This window comes from Enterobacter sp. JBIWA003 (assembly GCF_019968825.1).
Lineage (GTDB): Bacteria > Pseudomonadota > Gammaproteobacteria > Enterobacterales > Enterobacteriaceae > Enterobacter > Enterobacter quasiroggenkampii.
The window spans coordinates 1309185-1327130 of record NZ_CP074170.1; the positions used below are offsets into that span (position 1 = coordinate 1309185).

The window sequence follows — 17946 nt, forward strand, 5'->3', positions numbered from 1 at the left end:
TTCCCACAGCGCGGGCACTACGCTATTGCAAATGCAAATAGTTATCAATAATATTATCAATAAAATTTGCTCTGAAACAAAAAAGACTGTTAAACATGAGGTTATAAGGGTGACGGCGTTAACAACGGGAAGTGAAGCGTGGTGGCAGTCGAAAAACGGGCCTGAATGGAAGCCGGAAAAGGGAAACTATCGCGTCACGTTCTGGTGGCGTGATCCGGCAGGAACGCAAATAACGTCACCGATCAAACGCGTCTGGCTCTACATCACCGGCGTGACCGATCACCACCAAAATACCCGCCCGCAGTCTCTCGAACGCATTCCCGATACCGACGTCTGGCAGTGGCAGGGCGAGTTCAGCCCCGAGTGGCGCGGAAGCTACTGTTTTATCCCTTCCGTGAATGAAAACGATTTTGCCAGCGTCGTGTTTGAAGGCGAGCAGCCGGAGCGCATGGCGCTGCGCGAAGGGTGGCGCAAGCTGCTGCCGCACGCGGTTTCAGACCCGCTGAATCCGCAGAGCTGGCGCGGCGGGCGCGGCCATGCCGTCTCCGCGCTGGAGATGCCGGGCGCGCCCGTTCAGCCGGGGTGGAATCATCCCGATACGCCGTATCAGCCCCCAGTCTGCATTGAGTGGGAAAGCGCGCGCCTGAAAAATCGCCGTCGCGTCTGGATTTTCACTACCGGGGATCATAGCCCGGAACGCCCGCTGGCGGTGCTGCTCGACGGGCAGTTCTGGGCCGAAAGCATGCCGGTCTGGCCTGCACTGGCGTCGCTCACCGCCGAGCGCAAATTACCGCCTGCGGTCTACGTCTTAATCGATGTTATCGACATGGAGCATCGGAACCGCGAGCTGCCGTGCAATCCCGATTTCTGGCTGGCGGTGCAGGAAGAACTTCTCCCCCTTGTTAAAAAACGCGTGCCGTTTAGCGACCGCGCCGACCGTACGGTGGTGGCTGGCCAGAGCTTTGGCGGTCTCGCGTCGCTTTATGCTGGCCTCCACTGGCCGCAGCGTTTTGGCTGCGTGCTTAGCCAGTCCGGCTCTTACTGGTGGCCACACCGCGGCGGCCAGCAGGACGGGCTGTTAATCGAACAACTTAAAGCCGGTGAAATATCTCCTCGCGGGCTACGCATCATTCTTGAAGCCGGGCGCAACGAGCCGCTCATCTTCCGCGCGAATCAGGCGATTTACGCCGAACTGCACACACACCAACCGGTTATCTGGCGTCAGGTTGACGGCGGACACGATGCGCTTTGCTGGCGCGGTGGGCTGACGCAGGGGCTGATGACCCTCTGGCAGCCGCTCATTCACTAACGGAGTCTGTATGGAATTCAGCAATCCTTTCGATAATCCGCAGGGACAGTTCGCCATTTTGCAAAACGACCAGGGGCAGTACAGCCTGTGGCCGCAGCAGTGCGAACTGCCGGCAGGGTGGCGCGTGATGTGCGAAGCACAGTCGCAGGAGGCGTGCCAGCAGTGGCTGGCGGAACGCTGGCGGACGCTTGAACCGTCTTACTTTGTGGGGGAGAACGCATGAACCGCCTTCCTCTCGTCGCCGCCCAGCCGGGGATCTGGATGGCGGAACAGCTGTCCACGCTGCCAAACGCCTGGAGCGTGGCACACTACACCGAGCTGAAAGGCAATATCGATGCGCCACTGCTGGTTAAAGCCATTGCGGAAGGCATGCTGCAGGCCGATACCCTGCGCATGCGTTTTGCAGAAGAAAACGGTGAGGTGTGGCAGTGGGTGGATGAGACCTTCATTCTGCCGGAACCGTCCATTGTTCGCGTTGATTCTCACGCCGCCGCCGTGGCGCTGATGGAATCCGATCTTAACCAGAACCTGCGCGTCGACAGCGGTCAGCCGCTGGCGTTTCACCAGCTGATTCAGGTCGGTGACAACCACTGGTACTGGTATCAGCGCTATCACCATCTGGTGGTGGATGGCTTCAGCTTCCCGGCCATAACCCGCCAGATCGCCGCGATTTATGCCGCGTGGAAAAAGGGCGGCCCCACGCCGGAATCACCTTTTACGCCATTCGCAGAGGTGGTGGACGAGTATCAGCGCTATCGCGACAGCGAGGCGTACCCGCGCGACGGCGCGTTCTGGGCCGAACAGCGCAAACAGCTGCCTTCTCCGGTCTCGCTCTCCTCCGCGCCGCTGCCGGGTCGTGCCGCGACAACGGATATCCTGCGCCTGAAAATCGCTGCCGACGGTCGTGCTTTTAGCCAGCTTGCGCAGGCGGCAGAAAAGGTACAGCGCACTGACCTGGCGCTTGCGCTGGTGGCGCTGTGGCTGGGGCGCCTCACCGGACGGCTGGAATACGCCGCCGGGTTCATCTTTATGCGAAGGATGGGGTCCGCAGCCCTGACCGCGACCGGGCCGGTGCTTAACGTCCTGCCGCTGGCGGTCAATATCGATCCGCAGGAGAGCCTGCCCTCGCTGGCGCTGCGCCTGGCGAACCAGCTGAAAAAAATGCGCCGCCACCAGCGCTACGACGCCGAGCAGATCGTGCGCGACAGTGGGAAAGCGGCGGGCGATGAAGCGCTGTTCGGCCCGGTGCTGAACGTGAAAGTGTTCGACTACCAGCTGGATATCGACGGCGTGGAGGCCATCACCCACACGCTGGCGACCGGCCCGGTGAACGATCTGGAACTGGCGCTGTTCCCGGACGAGCAGGGCGGGTTGAGCATTGAGATCCTCGCCAATAAACAGCGCTACGACGAGGCGACGCTGACGCGTCACGTGGCGCGGCTGAACGCGATGCTGAGGCAATTTGCGGTCAATCCGGACCTGCGCTGCAGCGAGGTGGAAACCGTTTCAGAGCAGGAATACGCTAAGCTCGCGCGCATCAACGATACCGGACTGGCGCTGCCGTCCAGCACGCTCTCGGATCTGGTGGCGGAACAGGCGAGCAAAACGCCGGACGCCCCGGCGCTGGCGGATGCGCACGTTGAACTCAGTTATCGCCAGATGCGCGATCAGGTCGTCGCGCTGGCAAACCTGCTGCGCGCGCGCGGCGTGAAGCCGGGCGACAGCGTGGCGGTGGCCCTGCCGCGCTCGGTATTCCTGACGTTAGCCTTGCACGGCATTGTGGAGGCGGGCGCCGCGTGGCTACCGCTCGACACCGGCTACCCGGACGATCGCCTGCGGATGATGCTCGAGGACGCGAAGCCGTCCCTGCTCATTACCACTGACGAACAGCTTCCGCGCTTTAGCGATCTCTCCGTCGAGACGTTTAGTTACAACACACTATTACCGGCCGCGGGTGCTGAGCCGCTGCGGCTGGCGAAGCCGGAGCAGACGGCGTACATCATCTTTACCTCCGGCTCGACCGGGCGTCCAAAAGGGGTCATGGTCGGCCATACCGCCATCGTTAACCGCCTGAAGTGGATGCAGGATCATTATCCACTGACGTCGTTTGACGTAGTGGCGCAGAAAACGCCGTGCAGCTTTGACGTGTCGGTGTGGGAGTTCTGGTGGCCGTTTATCGCCGGGGCGAAGCTGGTGATGGCCGAGCCGGACGCGCACCGCGATCCGCAGGCGATGCAAAGTTTCTTCGCCCACTATGGCGTGACCACTACCCACTTCGTGCCGTCGATGCTGGCGGCGTTTGTCGCCTCGCTGACGCCGGAAAACGTCGCCTGCTGCAAAACGCTGAAGCAAGTGTTCTGCAGCGGCGAAGCGCTGCCGACGGCGCTTTGCCGCGAGTGGGAACAGCTGACCCGCGTGCCGCTGCACAATCTTTATGGCCCGACGGAAGCGGCAGTAGACGTCAGCTGGTATCCGGCGTTTGGGCCTGAGCTGGCGGCGGTGGAAGGCAACAGCGTGCCGATCGGCTTCCCGGTGTGGAATACGGGGCTGCGCATTCTGGATGCGATGATGCGCCCGGTACCGTTCGGCGTGGCGGGCGATCTCTACCTCACCGGCATCCAGCTGGCGCAGGGGTATCTTGGCCGTCCGGATCTCACCGCCAGCCGCTTTATCGCCGACCCGTTTGCGCCGGGCGAGCGGATGTACCGCACCGGAGACGTTGCCCGCTGGCTGGATAACGGCGCGGTGGAATATCTGGGCCGCAGCGACGACCAGCTTAAAATTCGCGGCCAGCGCATCGAGCTGGGTGAAATCGACCGGGCGATGCTCTCGCTGCCTGACGTGGCCCAGGCCGTGGCGCACGCCTGCGTCTTCAACCAGGCGGCGGCAACGGGCGGCGATGCCCGCCAGCTGGTGGGGTACGTGGTTTCTGAATCCGGCTTACCGCTGGACCGCGACGCGCTGCTGGAATCGCTCAAAACCCAGCTGCCGCCGCATATGGTGCCGGTGGTGCTGCTGCAAATCAGCGCGCTGCCGCTGAGCGCCAACGGCAAGCTCGATCGCAAGGCGCTGCCGCTGCCGGAACTGACCGGTAAAACGTCCGGACGGGCCCCGGAAAGCGAAACCGAAATCGCCGTCGCGCAGGCGTTTGCCGCGCTGCTGGGCTGCGAGATCAACGACATTGAGGCGGATTTCTTTGCCCTCGGCGGCCACTCGCTGCTGGCTATGCGTCTGGCGGCGCAGCTCAGCCGTGCGTTCAACCGCAAGGTCACGCCGGGGCAGATTATGGTCGCCTCGACGGTCAGCAAGCTTAGCGCCCTGCTGGACTCGCAGATGAGCGACGAGCAGGCGCAGCGCCTGGGGTATGAAACGCTTCTGCCGCTGCGTGAGGGCGACGGCCCGACGCTGTTCTGCTTCCATCCGGCATCCGGCTTCGCCTGGCAGTTTAGCGTGCTGGCGCGCTACCTCAGCCCGCGCTGGTCAATCGTCGGCATCCAGTCGCCGCGCCTGGACGGGCCGATGCAGCAGTGTGCGGATCTGGATGGGGTGATTGAGCGCCACCTGTTTACGTTACGTAAGCAGCAGCCGCAGGGGCCGTATTACCTGTTCGGTTATTCCCTCGGCGGCACGCTGGCGCAGGGGATTGCGGCCCGCCTGCGCGAGCAGGGTGAAGCGGTGTCGTTCCTCGGCCTGCTGGATACCTGGCCGCCGGAAACCCAGAACTGGGCGGAAAAAGAGGCTAACGGCCTCGACCCGGCGGTGCTGGCAGAGATCGAGCGGGAACGTCAGGCGTTTATCGCCGCCCAGCAGGGGCAGGGCTCCAGCGAGCTGTTTAACGCCATTGAAGGCAACTACGCCGACGCGGTGCGGTTGCTCACCACGGCACACAGCGCGCGCTTTGACGGCAAAGCGACGCTGTTTGTCGCCGAGCGCACGCGAACCATGGATCCGCAGGCCGCGTGGGCGCCGTGGGTGTCGGAGCTTGAGGTGTACAGCCAGGATTGCGCCCACGTGGATATCATTTCACCGCAGGCGTTTGAGAAGATAGGGCCGGTGTTGAAGAATATTTTGGGGTAACGTCAAAAGCGCCGGGTGGCGGCTACGGGAGCCGAGTGTAGGCAGGGTAAGCGTAGCCGCCACCCGGCAATTACCGTCGACCTAACGGCAACACCAGCGGCGTTCCCGCTACCGGATCGTCGATTATCATGCACCGCAGGCCGTAGATCCGCGCGATCAGCTCCGGCGTAACAATTTCCTTCGGCGCGCCCTGGGCCACAATCTCCCCGTCTCGCAAGGCAATCAGGTGCGTGGCATAGCGGCACGCCTGGTTTAAATCGTGCAGCACCGCCGCAAGGGTGTACCCCTGCGTGCGGTTCAGCTCGCTCAGCAGCTCCAGCAGGTCAATCTGGTGGCTGATATCCAGCCAGGTCGTCGGCTCGTCCAGCAGCATGATGGAGGTCTCCTGCGCCAGCACCATCGCGATCCACGCCCGCTGACGCTGGCCGCCGGAAAGGGTATCCACGCTTTGCTGAGCGAGATCGGTAATGCCCGTCGCCCGCATCGCGCGGTTCACCGCCTCGTCATCTTCCTTGCGCCAGCGGGTAAACAGCGGCTGGTGCGGATAGCGCCCCCGCGAGACCAACTCCTGCACCGTGATGTCCCCCGGCGTGGTAGCGTTTTGTGCCAGCAGCCCGATGCGCCTGGCCACCTCTTTGCTGGCGAAGCGCTGGATCTGCTCGCCGTCGAGAAGCACGCTCCCCGCAACCGGCGTCATCAGGCGGCTCAGTGTGCGCAGCAGGGTCGATTTTCCGCAGCCGTTCGGGCCGATAATCGCCGTGAAGTGGCCGTCCGGAATGGCGACGGATAAATCACGGGCAATAATTTTTTTGCCGTAACCGAGGGTGAGATTTTCGCCGCGCAAGCGGGTGGTTGAATCTGTCATTTCTTGCGTGACTCCTGAACGAGCAAGACGATAAGGTAAATGCCGCCGAGGCTGACGGTCACCACGCCCACTGGAAGCTGGTAAGGCATAAACAGCCGCTGGGCGCAGAGATCGGCGGCCAGCAGCAGCAGCGCGCCGCACAGCGCCGCCTGAGTTAATCCCCAGCGCGCCGTCCCGCTTAGACGTCGTGCGATATGCGGCGCGACAAGGGCGATAAACGATATCGGCCCGGCGATGGCGGTGGAGGCGGCGGTCAGCAGTACGGCGACCAGCATCAGCATCAGGCGCGAGCGCTCAACGCCCACGCCCAGCGCGCAGGCGCTGTCGTCGCCCATCTCCAGCAGCCGCATGCGCCGTACCAGCAGCAGCGCGCCGATAAACATCAGCACAATCAGCGGTGCCGCGGGCCAGGTTTTGCCCCACGTCAGGCCGTTGAGGGAGCCCGCGTACCACAGCCCGGCGGAAAGCGCCGTTTCCAGAGAGGCCTGCAGCAGCAGCCAGGTATTGAAGGCCATCAGCATCGCACGGATGCCGATACCGATAATGATCAGCCGGAAAGTGTCGATGCCGTTGCGCCAGGCCAGCGCCCAGATGAGTAAGGACGTCAGAATGCCGCCCGCCATCGCCGTAAAGGTGATGGCCGTCAGGTGCTGCCCGAACAGCACCATCGCCACCAGCACGCCGCTCCAGGCCCCGGTATTGAGGCCCATCACGTCCGGGCTGCCGAGTGGGTTGCGCATCAGCGACTGGAAAATCGCACCGCTGACGCCGAGCGCCGCGCCCACCAGAATGGCCACCGCCACGCGCGGCAGTCGCCATTCGGTGACAACCAGAGTGATGTTACGCGGCGCGCTGCCGAGAAGGGCGTTAAGCACCTGAGTGAAATCAAGCGTCACCGCGCCGCTGCGCAGGCTCAACGTTGCCAGCAGCAGAATGGCGATAACCAGCAGGGAGACGCAGGCGACTAAACGCCGGGAGGGAGCCATCATGCGCCACCTCCGCGTCTGCGTCGTACCAGGAAGATCAGCACCGGCGCACCGATAAAGGCGCTGACCACCGAGACGCGCAGCTCGCCGGGAACCAGCAGGCGGCCCAGCACATCGGCAAACAGCAGCAGGGCAGGCGTGGCCAGCAGCGTCACCGGCAGGGACCAGCGGTGATCCGCCCCCACCAGCCAGCGCGCCATATGGGGCATCATCAGGCCGATAAAGGCAATCGGCCCGACCACGGCGGTCGCGCTGCCGCACAGTACGGTGATGGTCAGCAGGCCCGTCAGCTGCGTGCGCGCCACGCGGTTGCCGAGGGCGGTGGCGGTGTCGCTGCCGAGGCTCAGGCTGTTGAGCGCCCGGCTTAACGACAGCGCTACGGCGGCGGCAATCATCATCGGGATCGCCACCACTCTCAGGGTTTCAAGGGTGCGGATATCCAGCGAGCCGGCCTGCCAGAAGCGCAGCTGGTCGTAAACGTCCGGGTTGAGCAGGGCGATGCCGTTGGACAAGCCTTCCAGCACCGCGGCAAGCGCCACGCCCGCCAGCGTCAGGCGTACCGGGCTCAGCTGTCCGCCGCCCTGGCTGCCGGTAAACGCCACCACCAGCGAGGCGGCCAGCGCGCCGCAAAAGGCCATCACCAACTGTTCAGAGGGCGACGTTAACCCGAACAGCGCCGCGCCGAGCACGATGGCAAAGCTGGCACCGGAGTTCACGCCGAGAATGCCGGGGTCCGCCAGCGGGTTACGGGTAAGGGTTTGCATCAACGCACCGGCAAGGCCGAGCGCGCCGCCGGCCAGCAGTCCGGCAAGGGTGCGGGGCAGGCGGGCGTCGAGCACGATGACGCAGTCGGCGCTCTGACAGGTGCCGGAGAGCGCATCAACGATAACGGAGGCGGGCAGCGGCTTCGCGCCGACCAGCAGGCTGAGTGCAATCGCCAGGCTCAATAGCAGCAATAAAACGGGCACGGCAATGGCGCGCACCGAAGAAGAGGAAAACGACATAGCAACATCCATGATTTGATAATGATAGTGATTATCGTTATCTATCTTATTTGGCTATGTTAGCATGTGCGCCCATGGAATGGGTAGAATTACACTCAAGGCTTTGTCATGAATCAAAAATCCTGGCTGCTCAACCTCAGCCTGCTCAAAACACACCCGGCGTATCGCGCCGTCTTTATCGCTCGTTTTATCTCCATTTTATCCCTCGGCCTGCTCGGCGTGGCCGTACCGGTCCAGATCCAGACTATGACGCACTCCAGCTGGCTGGTGGGGTTATCGGTGACGTTAACCGGCGGGGCGATGTTTATCGGTCTGATGGTCGGCGGCGTGCTGGCGGACCGCTACGAGCGTAAAAAGCTGATCCTGCTGGCACGCGGCACCTGCGGCGTGGGCTTTATCGGGCTGTGTCTGAACGCCATGCTGCCGGAGCCGTCGCTGATGGCCATATATGCCCTCGGGCTGTGGGACGGTTTCTTTGCCTCCTTAGGCGTGACGGCGCTGCTGGCGGCGACGCCCGCGCTGGTCGGGCGCGAGAACCTGATGCAGGCGGGGGCAATCACCATGCTCACCGTGCGCCTTGGCTCGGTGATTTCGCCGATGGTCGGCGGCCTGCTGCTGGCAACCGGCAACGTGGCGTGGAACTACGGCCTGGCAGCGGCGGGGACGTTTATCACCACGCTGACGCTGCTGCGCCTGCCGCTGCTGCCACCCCCGCCGCAGCCGCGCGAGCATCCGCTGACATCACTGATGGCTGCTATTCGTTTTCTGTTCAGTAACCCGCTGATTGGCGGCATTGCGCTGATTGGCGGCCTGCTGACCATGGCGAGCGCCGTGCGCGTGCTGTATCCGGCGTTAGCGGGAGAGTGGCGGATGAGCGCCTCGGAGATTGGCCTGCTGTACGCCGCGATTCCGCTCGGCGCGGCCTGCGGGGCGCTGACCAGCGGCAACCTGGCGCAGAGCGCGCGACCGGGGTTGATTATGCTGCTTGCCACGCTGGCCTCGTTTATCGCCATTGGCTTCTTCAGCCTGATGCCGGTTTGGGCGCTCGGGGTGATGTGTCTGGTGATCTTTGGCTGGCTGAGCGCCATCAGCTCGCTGTTGCAGTACACCCTGATCCAGACCCAGACGCCGGAAGGGATGCTCGGGCGCATCAACGGCCTGTGGACCGCGCAGAACGTCACGGGCGATGCCATCGGCGCGGCGATCCTCGGCGGGCTGGGGGCGATAATGAGCCCGGTGGCGTCGGCGAGCAGCAGCGGGTTTGTGTTAGCGATGGTTGGTGGGATTTTGTTAGTGGCGCTGGTGGAATTGCGGCGGTTCAGGCAGGAGAGTGCCCCTGTGTGATTTGCCGGGTGGCGGCTGCGCCTTACCCGGCCTACATTTTGCACCCGTAGGCCCGGTAAGCGAAGCGCCACCGGGCGCATGCATTACCCGAAAATTGCCTCTAAACGCTGCAACACCAACATCGCGCTGTAATAATCCAGGCGGAACGTCTCGGTTCCTAACGCCCACACGCGCTTGTTTTTCACCGACGGTAGGTGCGCCAGGAGTGGGTTAGCGTAAATCGCCGCCACGTCTTTCTCGTCACCGGCAAACACAAACAGCCCTTCGCCGTTCAGTCCCGTCGCCAGGTTTTCACCGCCCAGTTGGATAATGTCGTGGCGCTTGCCCTGGCTTGTTGAGGTCTGCAACCCGGCAGGCAGGTCCGCCAGCGTAAAGCCCAGCTGGTGCAGCAGCTTGCCCTGCGCCGATTCGGCGGTCCACAGGTTGGCGGAATGCGCGGCAGCGGTGTAGACGATGGCGTTCACCGGCTGCGGCGGCAGCGTCATTTGCTGTTTCACCTGCGCGAGCTGCGTATCAAACGCGGCTATGCGCCCGGCGGCCTGCTTTTCATGTCCGGTTATCGTGCCCAGCTGGGTCAGCAGCGCCTGCCAGCTCTTGTCGTCGTAGTTGATGATAAGCGTCGGCGCAATGGCGGAAAGCTGATCGTACAGCGCCAGCGCGGAATCCCCGCCGGTAGCGCTGATCAAAATCAGGTCCGGCATTTGCGCGGCTACCGCTTCGGCGCTCGGCTCGCCAATGTACAGCCGCGCTACCTTGCGCTGCTTCGCGATATCGCCCCACTGGCGCAGGAAACCCTGTCCATCCGCCACGCGGTTGTTTGGCGTGGTCGCGCCGCTGGCGACGACCGGTGCGTCAATGGCCAGCAGGGAGCCGGTTAAGGTCACGCTGGTGGAGACAATGCGCGTCGGTTTGTGCTCAAGGGTATGTACCCCGCGGCTGTCAGTCACCTGACGTGGCCAGTCGGCGGCAGCGGCTGAGGTAAGTCCTAAAACAAAAAGTGATAATAAAAGCAGGGGATTACGGAAAACGGCAGGGAATTTCACAGCGCGGGATCCTGTTTTCGTTGAAGATAATGCTTCTCATTTTCATAGTTACCGCACCGGGATGCAAGCTTTTGTCGCACAAGTTATTTGCCCGACGGTTGACAGCGAAGCGATGTGGGATTAGGTTAGCCGACGAAAATATAAATGATAATCATTATTGCTTCTTTTATCATTTTGAGGAGGATGATATGGATACGTCCCTGGCTGAGGAAGTTCAGCACGCCGCAACCACGCTGGAATCAGACCGTTTTTTCTTTATGTCGCCTTACCGCAGCTTTACCACGTCCGGCTGCTTTGCCCGCTTCAGTGAACCCGCCGTCGGCGGTGACGATCCGGCGGGTCGCTTCCAGCAAAAATTAGCCCAGGCCTTCCGCACGGCAAAAGCCAGCGGTATTGCTCACCCGGTGATGGTGGGGGCGATCCCGTTCGACACCCGCAAGCCCTCGTCGCTGTTTATTCCGCAACGCTGGGAGACCTTTTCCCGTCCCGCACGTCAGCAGTCCGCACGTTATTTTTCCGGCGCGCAGGCGCTGAAGGTGGCACAACGCACCGAGATCCCGCCGCAGCCCGTCTTCGAAGAGATGGTCGCTCGCGCCGCGTCGCTGACCGCCACGCCGCAGGTGAACAAGGTGGTGCTGTCGCGCCTGATTGATATCGCGACCGACAAACGCATGGACAGCGGTGCCCTGATGGAGCGCCTGATCGCCCAGAACCCGGCGAGCTTCAACTTCCACGTGCCGCTGGAAGACGGCGGCGTGCTGCTGGGCGCCAGCCCGGAGCTGCTGCTGCGTAAAGAGGGGGCGCACTTTAGCTCGCTGCCGCTGGCAGGCTCCGCGCGCCGTCAGCCGGACGACGTGCTGGATCGCGAAGCGGGCAACAAGCTGCTGGCCTCCGAAAAGGACCGTCACGAGCACGACCTGGTCACCCAGGCGATGAAGGCCATTCTGGCACCGCGCAGCCACCATCTCAGCATGCCTGATTCTCCTCAGTTGATTACCACGCCGACGCTGTGGCATCTGGCGACGCCGGTGGAAGGCGAGGCGCGTGAAAACGAGAACGCCCTGACCCTGGCCTGCCTGCTGCACCCGACCCCGGCGCTGAGCGGCTTCCCGCATCAGGCGGCGAAAGAGCTGATTGCCGAGCTGGAGCCGTTCGACCGCGAGCTGTTTGGCGGCATCGTTGGCTGGTGCGACAGCGAAGGCAACGGTGAGTGGGTGGTGACCATCCGCTGCGCGCGTCTTCGTGAAAATACCGTTCGCCTGTTTGCCGGTGCGGGCATTGTGCCTGCCTCCTCCCCGGTGGGCGAGTGGCGCGAGACGGGCGTGAAGCTCTCCACCATGCTCAACGTGTTTGGTTTGCACTAAGGAAGACTCATGACCATTCCCTTTACCCGCTGGCCTGAGGCATTTGCCCGCCGCTACCGTGAAAAAGGCTACTGGCAGGATCTGCCGTTGACCCACATCCTGACGGATCGGGCGGACAGCGATGCGGTGGCGATTATCGATGGCGATCGCCACATTACCTACCGCGCGCTGAATCAGGCCGTAAACAACCTGGCCTCAGCCCTTCAGGCGCGTGGACTGCAGCGTGGCGAGACGGCGCTGGTGCAGCTTGGCAACGTGGCCGAGTTCTACATGACCTTCTTCGCGCTGCTGCAAATCGGCGTCGCGCCGGTCAACGCGCTCTTTAGCCACCAGCGCAGCGAGCTGAACGCCTACGCGGCGCAGATCAATCCCGCCGTGCTGATCGCCGATCGCGACCATGCGCTGTTTGCGGGCGATGATTTTCTTCATGCCTTTGTGGATGAACATCGCTCGGTGCGCGTCGTGCTCCTGCGCGGCGATAAGGGTGAATATGCCCTGGACGCGGCGATTGCGCGCCCGGCGGACAATTTTATCCCTGACCCGACGCCCGCCGACGAAGTGGCGTTCTTCCAGCTCTCCGGCGGCAGCACCGGCACGCCGAAGCTGATCCCGCGGACGCATAACGACTACGACTACAGCATTCGCCGCAGCAACGAGATCTGCGGTATCACTGCGCACACCCGGTATCTGAACGCGCTGCCCGCGGCGCACAACTACGCCATGAGCTCGCCGGGCTCGCTGGGCGTCTTTACCGCGGGCGGCTGCGTGGTGCTGGCGAACGATCCGAGCGCCACGCTCTGCTTCCCGCTGATCGAACAGCATCAGATTAACGTCACCTCGCTGGTCCCGCCGGCGGTCAGCCTCTGGCTGCAGGCGATTGCCGACGGCGCGGGCAAAGCGCAGCTTGCGTCGCTGAAGCTGCTCCAGGTGGGCGGCGCACGGCTCTCATCCACGCTCGCGGCGCGCATTCCGCTGGAGATTGGCTGCCAGCTGCAGCAGGTGTTCGGCATGGCAGAAGGGCTGGTGAACTACACCGCGCTCGACGACGCGCCGGAACGCATCATCAACACCCAGGGCCGACCGATGTGCCCGGACGACGAAGTGTGGGTGGCGGACGAGCACGGCAACCCGTTGCCGCGCGGGGAAGTCGGGCGCCTGATGACGCGTGGCCCGTACACCTTCCGCGGCTATTTCAACAGCCCGGAACACAACGCCAGCGCCTTCGACGCCGACGGCTTTTACTGCTCCGGGGATCTGATCGCCATTGACGAGCAGGGCTACATCACCGTGCAGGGGCGCGAGAAAGATCAGATCAACCGCGGCGGCGAGAAGATTGCTGCCGAAGAGATCGAGAACCTGCTGCTGCGCCATGAGTCGGTGATCCACGCCGCGCTGGTGAGCATGGAGGATAGCCTGCTGGGTGAGAAGAGCTGCGCGTATCTGGTGGTGAAACAGCCCCTGCGCGCGGTGGAGGTGCGTCGCTTCCTGCGCGAGCAGGGCGTTGCCGAATTTAAGCTGCCGGACCGCGTGGAGAGCGTGGATGCGCTCCCGCTGACGCCGGTCGGCAAAGTCGATAAGAAACAGTTGCGCCTGTGGCTTGCTGAACGCGCCCGGGGCTGAGGAACAGAGTATGGCCATTCCAAAATTAACCGCTTACGCGCTGCCGACCGCCGCAGAGCTGCCGACCAGCAAGGTGAACTGGGCGTTTGAGCCCGAGCGCGCAGCGCTGCTGATCCACGATATGCAGGAGTATTTCCTGAACTTCTGGGGCGAAAACAGCGAGATGATGCAGCAGGTGGTGGCGAACATCGCCAGACTGCGCGCCTGGTGCAAAGAACACAATATCCCGGTGTACTACACCGCGCAGCCAAAAGAGCAGAGCGACGACGATCGCGCCCTGCTGAACGACATGTGGGGCCCGGGCCTGACCCGTTCGCCGGAGCAGCAGCGCATCGTCGCCGAGCTGGCGCCGGACGAAGCGGACACGGTGCTGGTGAAGTGGCGCTACAGCGCGTTCCACCGCTCGCCGCTGGAGCAGATGTTGAAAGAGACGGGCCGCAACCAGTTGCTGATTACCGGCGTGTACGCCCACATCGGCTGCATGACCACCGCTACCGACGCCTTTATGCGCGACATTAAGCCGTTCTTCATTGCCGACGCGCTGGCGGATTTCACCCGTGACGAGCACCTGATGTCGCTGAACTATGTGGCCGGACGCTCGGGCCGCGTGGTGATGACCGACGAACTACTGCCGTCCGTTCCGGCCTCGAAGACCGCACTGCGCGAGCTTATTCTGCCGCTGCTGGACGAGTCCGACGAGCCGATGGATGACGAAAACCTGATCGACTACGGCCTGGATTCAGTGCGCATGATGGCGCTGGCCGCCCGCTGGCGCAAAGTACACGGCGATATCGACTTCGTGATGCTGGCGAAAAATCCGACCCTCGACGCCTGGTGGGCGCTGCTTTCCCGCGAGGTGAAGTGATGGGATGGGATTTCACCGGTAAAACCGTCTGGGTGACGGGCGCGGGGAAGGGGATTGGCTACGCGACCGCACTGGCATTTGCCGAAGCCGGCGCGCAGGTGACCGGGTTCGATTTGGCCTTCCCGCAGGATCACTATCCGTTTACCACCGAAACGCTGGACGTGGCGGATGCCGCGCAGGTGCATGAGGTGTGCGGGCGCGTGCTGGCTTCGCTCGAACGGCTGGACGTGCTGGTCAACGCGGCGGGCATTCTGCGCATGGGGGCGACGGACCAGCTCTCGCAGAAGGACTGGCAGGACACCTTTGCGGTCAACGTTGGCGGCGCGTTCAATCTGTTCCAGCAGACCATGGGGCAGTTCCGCCGTCAGCAGGGCGGGGCGATTGTTACCGTGGCGTCCGATGCGGCGCACACGCCGCGCATCGGCATGAGCGCCTATGGCGCATCGAAAGCGGCGCTGAAAAGTCTGGCTCTGACCGTTGGGCTGGAGCTGGCAGGCAGCGGCGTGCGCTGCAATCTGGTGTCGCCGGGCTCAACGGACACCGATATGCAGCGCACCCTGTGGAAAAGCGACGATGCGGAGCAGCAGCGCATTCGCGGCTTCGGCGAGCAGTTTAAGCTCGGTATTCCGCTGGGCAAAATTGCCCGTCCACAGGAGATCGCCAGCACGGTGTTGTTCCTTGCCTCCGATGCCGCCAGCCATATCACCCTGCAGGATATCGTGGTGGACGGCGGCTCCACGCTGGGGGCGTAAATGATCTGGAAACGTCATTTATCGCTTGAGGAACTGAACGCCACCAGCGTGAATACCCTGGTGGCGAACCTGGGCATCGTCTATACCCGCCTCGGGGATGACGCGCTGGAAGCGGAGATGCCGGTGGATGCGCGTACCCATCAGCCGTTTGGCCTGCTCCACGGCGGGGCCTCGGCGGCGCTGGCGGAAACGCTCGGCTCAATGGCCGGATTTCTGATGACCCGCGACGGGCAGAGCGTGGTGGGAACGGAGCTGAACGCCACGCATCATCGGGCGGTATCCCACGGTACGGTTCGTGGCGTGTGTCAGCCGCTGCATCTTGGGCGTTCGAGCCAGAGCTGGGAGATTGGTGTTTTCGACGAGCAGGGGCGGCGGTGCTGTACCTGCCGGTTGAGTACGATGGTGCTGGGCTAACTCAGATCAAAGTGATCGGCTTAACACTGTGGTGTAAATCTCTGGTTTGACCACGCATTATTGCGTTTCAAAGTTGTTAAATTTTTCCGGTTGTTCTAGAAACAAAATGTAACATCTCACTGTTTCACAACAACGGACAACAACTATGAACAACTCAGGGAAATACCTTACATGGGCAGGGCTCTCCGTTGTGGGAGCCTTTGCCCTGGGCTACATCGCCCTCAACCGGGGGGAGCAGATCAACGCGCTCTGGATCGTCGTTGCCTCGGTCTGCGTTTACCTGATCGCCTATCGTTTTTATGGCCGCTATATCGCTAAAAATGTTCTGGCGGTCGATAGCACCCGCATGACGCCTGCCGTCCGCCATAACGACGGTCTGGACTACGTGCCGACCGACAAGAAAGTGCTGTTCGGTCACCATTTTGCGGCGATCGCCGGGGCAGGCCCGCTGGTGGGCCCTGTGCTGGCGGCGCAAATGGGCTACCTGCCGGGGATGATCTGGATCCTCGCCGGGGTGGTGCTGGCGGGGGCGGTGCAGGACTTTATGGTGCTGTTCGTCTCCACCCGCCGCGACGGACGTTCGCTGGGTGAACTGGTGAAAGAGGAGATGGGGGCCACGGCCGGGGTGATTGCGCTGGTGGCGACCTTTATGATCATGGTGATCATCCTCGCGGTGCTGGCGATGATCGTAGTGAAAGCGTTGACCCACAGCCCGTGGGGAACGTATACCGTAGCCTTTACCATTCCACTGGCGCTGTTCATGGGGATCTACATCCGCTACCTGCGTCCGGGCCGCATTGGTGAAGTGTCGGTGATTGGTCTGGTGTTGCTCGTGTTCGCCATTATCTCCGGCGGCTGGGTGGCGGAAAGCCCGACCTGGGCACCGTTCTTCGACTTTACCGGCGTACAGCTGACCTGGATGCTGGTGGGCTACGGCTTTGTGGCGGCGGTGCTGCCGGTGTGGCTGCTGCTGGCCCCGCGCGACTACCTTTCAACGTTCCTGAAAATCGGCACCATCGTCGGGCTGGCAATCGGTATTCTGATTATGCGCCCAACGCTGACCATGCCGGCGCTGACCAAATTTATCGACGGTACCGGCCCGGTCTGGACCGGGAATCTCTTCCCGTTCCTGTTTATTACCATTGCCTGCGGTGCGGTGTCGGGCTTCCACGCGCTGATCGCCTCCGGGACGACGCCGAAGATGCTGGCGAATGAAAATCAGGCCTGCCTGATTGGCTACGGCGGCATGCTGATGGAGTCCTTCGTGGCCATCATGGCGCTGGTCTCCGCCTGCATTATCGATCCGGGCGTCTACTTCGCGATGAACAGCCCGATGGCGGTCCTGGCTCCGGCCGGTACCGTTGACGTGGTGGCATCCGCCGCGCAGGTGGTGAGCGGCTGGGGCTTCGCGATTACCCCTGATACGTTGACGAGCATCGCCAGCGAAGTGGGCGAGCAGTCCATAATCTCCCGCGCGGGCGGGGCGCCGACGCTGGCGGTGGGCATGGCGTATATTCTCCACGGCGCGCTGGGCGGGCTGATGGACGTGTCGTTCTGGTATCACTTCGCCATTCTGTTTGAAGCGCTGTTTATCCTGACGGCGGTGGATGCGGGAACCCGTGCGGCGCGCTTTATGCTGCAGGATCTGCTGGGCGTCATCTCCCCGAACCTGAAGCGGACCGACTCGCTCCCGGCTAACCTGCTGGCGACGGCGCTGTGCGTGCTGGCGTGGGGCTATTTCCTGCATCAGGGCGTGGTCGATCCACTGGGCGGGATTAACACCCTGTGGCCGCTGTTCGGTATCGCCAACCAGATGCTGGCGGGCATGGCGCTGATGCTCTGCGCGGTGGTGCTGTTCAAGATGAAGCGCCAGCGCTATGCGTGGGTGGCGCTAGTGCCTACCGCGTGGCTGCTGATCTGTACCCTGACGGCGGGCTGGCAGAAGGCCTTCAGTCCGGATAATAAGGTGGGCTTCCTGGCGATTGCCAACAAGTTCCAGGCGATGCTCGACAGCGGCAAGATCCCGGCACAGTACACCGAATCACAGCTGTCGCAGCTGGTGTTTAACAACCGTCTGGACGCCGGGCTGACCATCTTCTTTATGGTGGTGGTCGTGGTGCTGGCGTTGTATTCTCTCAAGACCGCGCTGGCGGCATTGAAAGTCGACACGCCAACGGCGAAAGAGACGCCGTATGAGCCAATGCCTGAAAACCTGGAAGAGATTGTGACCCAGGCGAAAGGGGCGCACTAACCTTTGTGCCGGGTGGCGGCTTCGCCTTACCCGGCCTACATTTCCTGTGAGA

Annotated in this window: 14 protein-coding genes; 10 read left to right on the forward strand and 4 right to left on the reverse strand. The window is 62.8% G+C overall.

The window, feature by feature from the left end:
- The first annotated feature begins 109 nt into the window (after positions 1-109).
- The 3 genes from fes to entF are packed head-to-tail and all read left to right on the forward strand — an operon-like array spanning position 110 to position 5386.
- Complete coding sequence (gene fes / locus KGP25_RS06210) at positions 110-1309, forward strand: enterochelin esterase (protein WP_223540125.1); 1200 nt, start codon at positions 110-112, stop codon at positions 1307-1309.
- A 10-nt stretch (positions 1310-1319) separates the two neighbouring features.
- Positions 1320-1532 (forward strand): MbtH family NRPS accessory protein, encoded by a 213-nt coding sequence (locus KGP25_RS06215; RefSeq protein ID WP_223540126.1) that lies wholly within the window; start codon positions 1320-1322, stop codon positions 1530-1532.
- A complete protein-coding gene (gene entF, locus KGP25_RS06220; RefSeq protein ID WP_223540127.1) occupies positions 1529-5386 on the forward strand; it encodes an enterobactin non-ribosomal peptide synthetase EntF in 3858 nt (1285 codons plus the stop codon). Before KGP25_RS06215 ends, entF begins: the two co-directional genes overlap by 4 nt.
- A 70-nt stretch (positions 5387-5456) precedes the next feature.
- Here entF and fepC read toward each other — a convergent pair whose 3' ends face one another.
- From fepC to fepD, 3 genes are read right to left on the reverse strand one after another with little or no spacing between them, the layout of a single operon-like run.
- On the reverse strand, positions 5457-6251 hold the full coding sequence (gene fepC, locus KGP25_RS06225) for an iron-enterobactin ABC transporter ATP-binding protein (protein WP_223540128.1): 795 nt from the start codon (positions 6249-6251) through the stop codon (positions 5457-5459).
- Positions 6248-7240 carry an iron-enterobactin ABC transporter permease gene (fepG, locus tag KGP25_RS06230; RefSeq protein ID WP_223540129.1) on the reverse strand — a complete coding sequence of 331 codons (993 nt, stop codon included), beginning with the start codon at positions 7238-7240 and terminating at the stop codon, positions 6248-6250. The genes fepC and fepG overlap by 4 nt, the downstream gene beginning before the upstream one ends.
- On the reverse strand, positions 7237-8241 hold the full coding sequence (gene fepD / locus KGP25_RS06235) for a Fe(3+)-siderophore ABC transporter permease (protein ID WP_196345967.1): 1005 nt from the start codon (positions 8239-8241) through the stop codon (positions 7237-7239). Before fepD ends, fepG begins: the two co-directional genes overlap by 4 nt.
- Positions 8242-8349: 108 nt before the next feature.
- Between fepD and entS the strand changes: the two genes are divergently transcribed.
- Entirely contained in the window at positions 8350-9585 is a 1236-nt protein-coding gene (gene entS / locus KGP25_RS06240) for an enterobactin transporter EntS (RefSeq protein ID WP_223540130.1), read from the forward strand.
- Between the two features lie 83 nt (positions 9586-9668).
- Here the strand turns inward: entS and fepB are convergent, their stop codons facing one another.
- Positions 9669-10628, reverse strand: a complete 960-nt coding sequence (gene fepB / locus KGP25_RS06245; protein ID WP_223540131.1) for a Fe2+-enterobactin ABC transporter substrate-binding protein — start codon at positions 10626-10628, stop codon at positions 9669-9671.
- A 188-nt stretch (positions 10629-10816) separates the two neighbouring features.
- Between fepB and entC the strand changes: the two genes are divergently transcribed.
- The 6 genes from entC (at position 10817) to cstA (ending at position 17894) form a co-directional block, all read left to right on the forward strand.
- Positions 10817-11992, forward strand: coding sequence for an isochorismate synthase EntC (gene entC, locus KGP25_RS06250; protein WP_219368501.1), 1176 nt, complete (start codon positions 10817-10819; stop codon positions 11990-11992).
- Between the two features lie 9 nt (positions 11993-12001).
- The gene (gene entE, locus KGP25_RS06255) at positions 12002-13612 is read left to right on the forward strand and encodes a (2,3-dihydroxybenzoyl)adenylate synthase EntE (RefSeq protein WP_223540132.1); all 1611 of its coding nucleotides are present in this window, start codon (positions 12002-12004) and stop codon (positions 13610-13612) included.
- A 10-nt stretch (positions 13613-13622) separates the two neighbouring features.
- The gene (locus tag KGP25_RS06260) at positions 13623-14477 is read left to right on the forward strand and encodes an isochorismatase (protein WP_223540133.1); all 855 of its coding nucleotides are present in this window, start codon (positions 13623-13625) and stop codon (positions 14475-14477) included.
- Positions 14477-15229 (forward strand): 2,3-dihydro-2,3-dihydroxybenzoate dehydrogenase EntA, encoded by a 753-nt coding sequence (gene entA, locus KGP25_RS06265; protein WP_223540134.1) that lies wholly within the window; start codon positions 14477-14479, stop codon positions 15227-15229. Before KGP25_RS06260 ends, entA begins: the two co-directional genes overlap by 1 nt.
- The gene (entH, locus tag KGP25_RS06270; RefSeq protein WP_021242608.1) at positions 15230-15643 is read left to right on the forward strand and encodes a proofreading thioesterase EntH; all 414 of its coding nucleotides are present in this window, start codon (positions 15230-15232) and stop codon (positions 15641-15643) included.
- 145 nt (positions 15644-15788) lie between these two features.
- The gene (cstA, locus tag KGP25_RS06275) at positions 15789-17894 is read left to right on the forward strand and encodes a pyruvate/proton symporter CstA (protein WP_223540135.1); all 2106 of its coding nucleotides are present in this window, start codon (positions 15789-15791) and stop codon (positions 17892-17894) included.
- Positions 17895-17946: the final 52 nt, after the last annotated feature.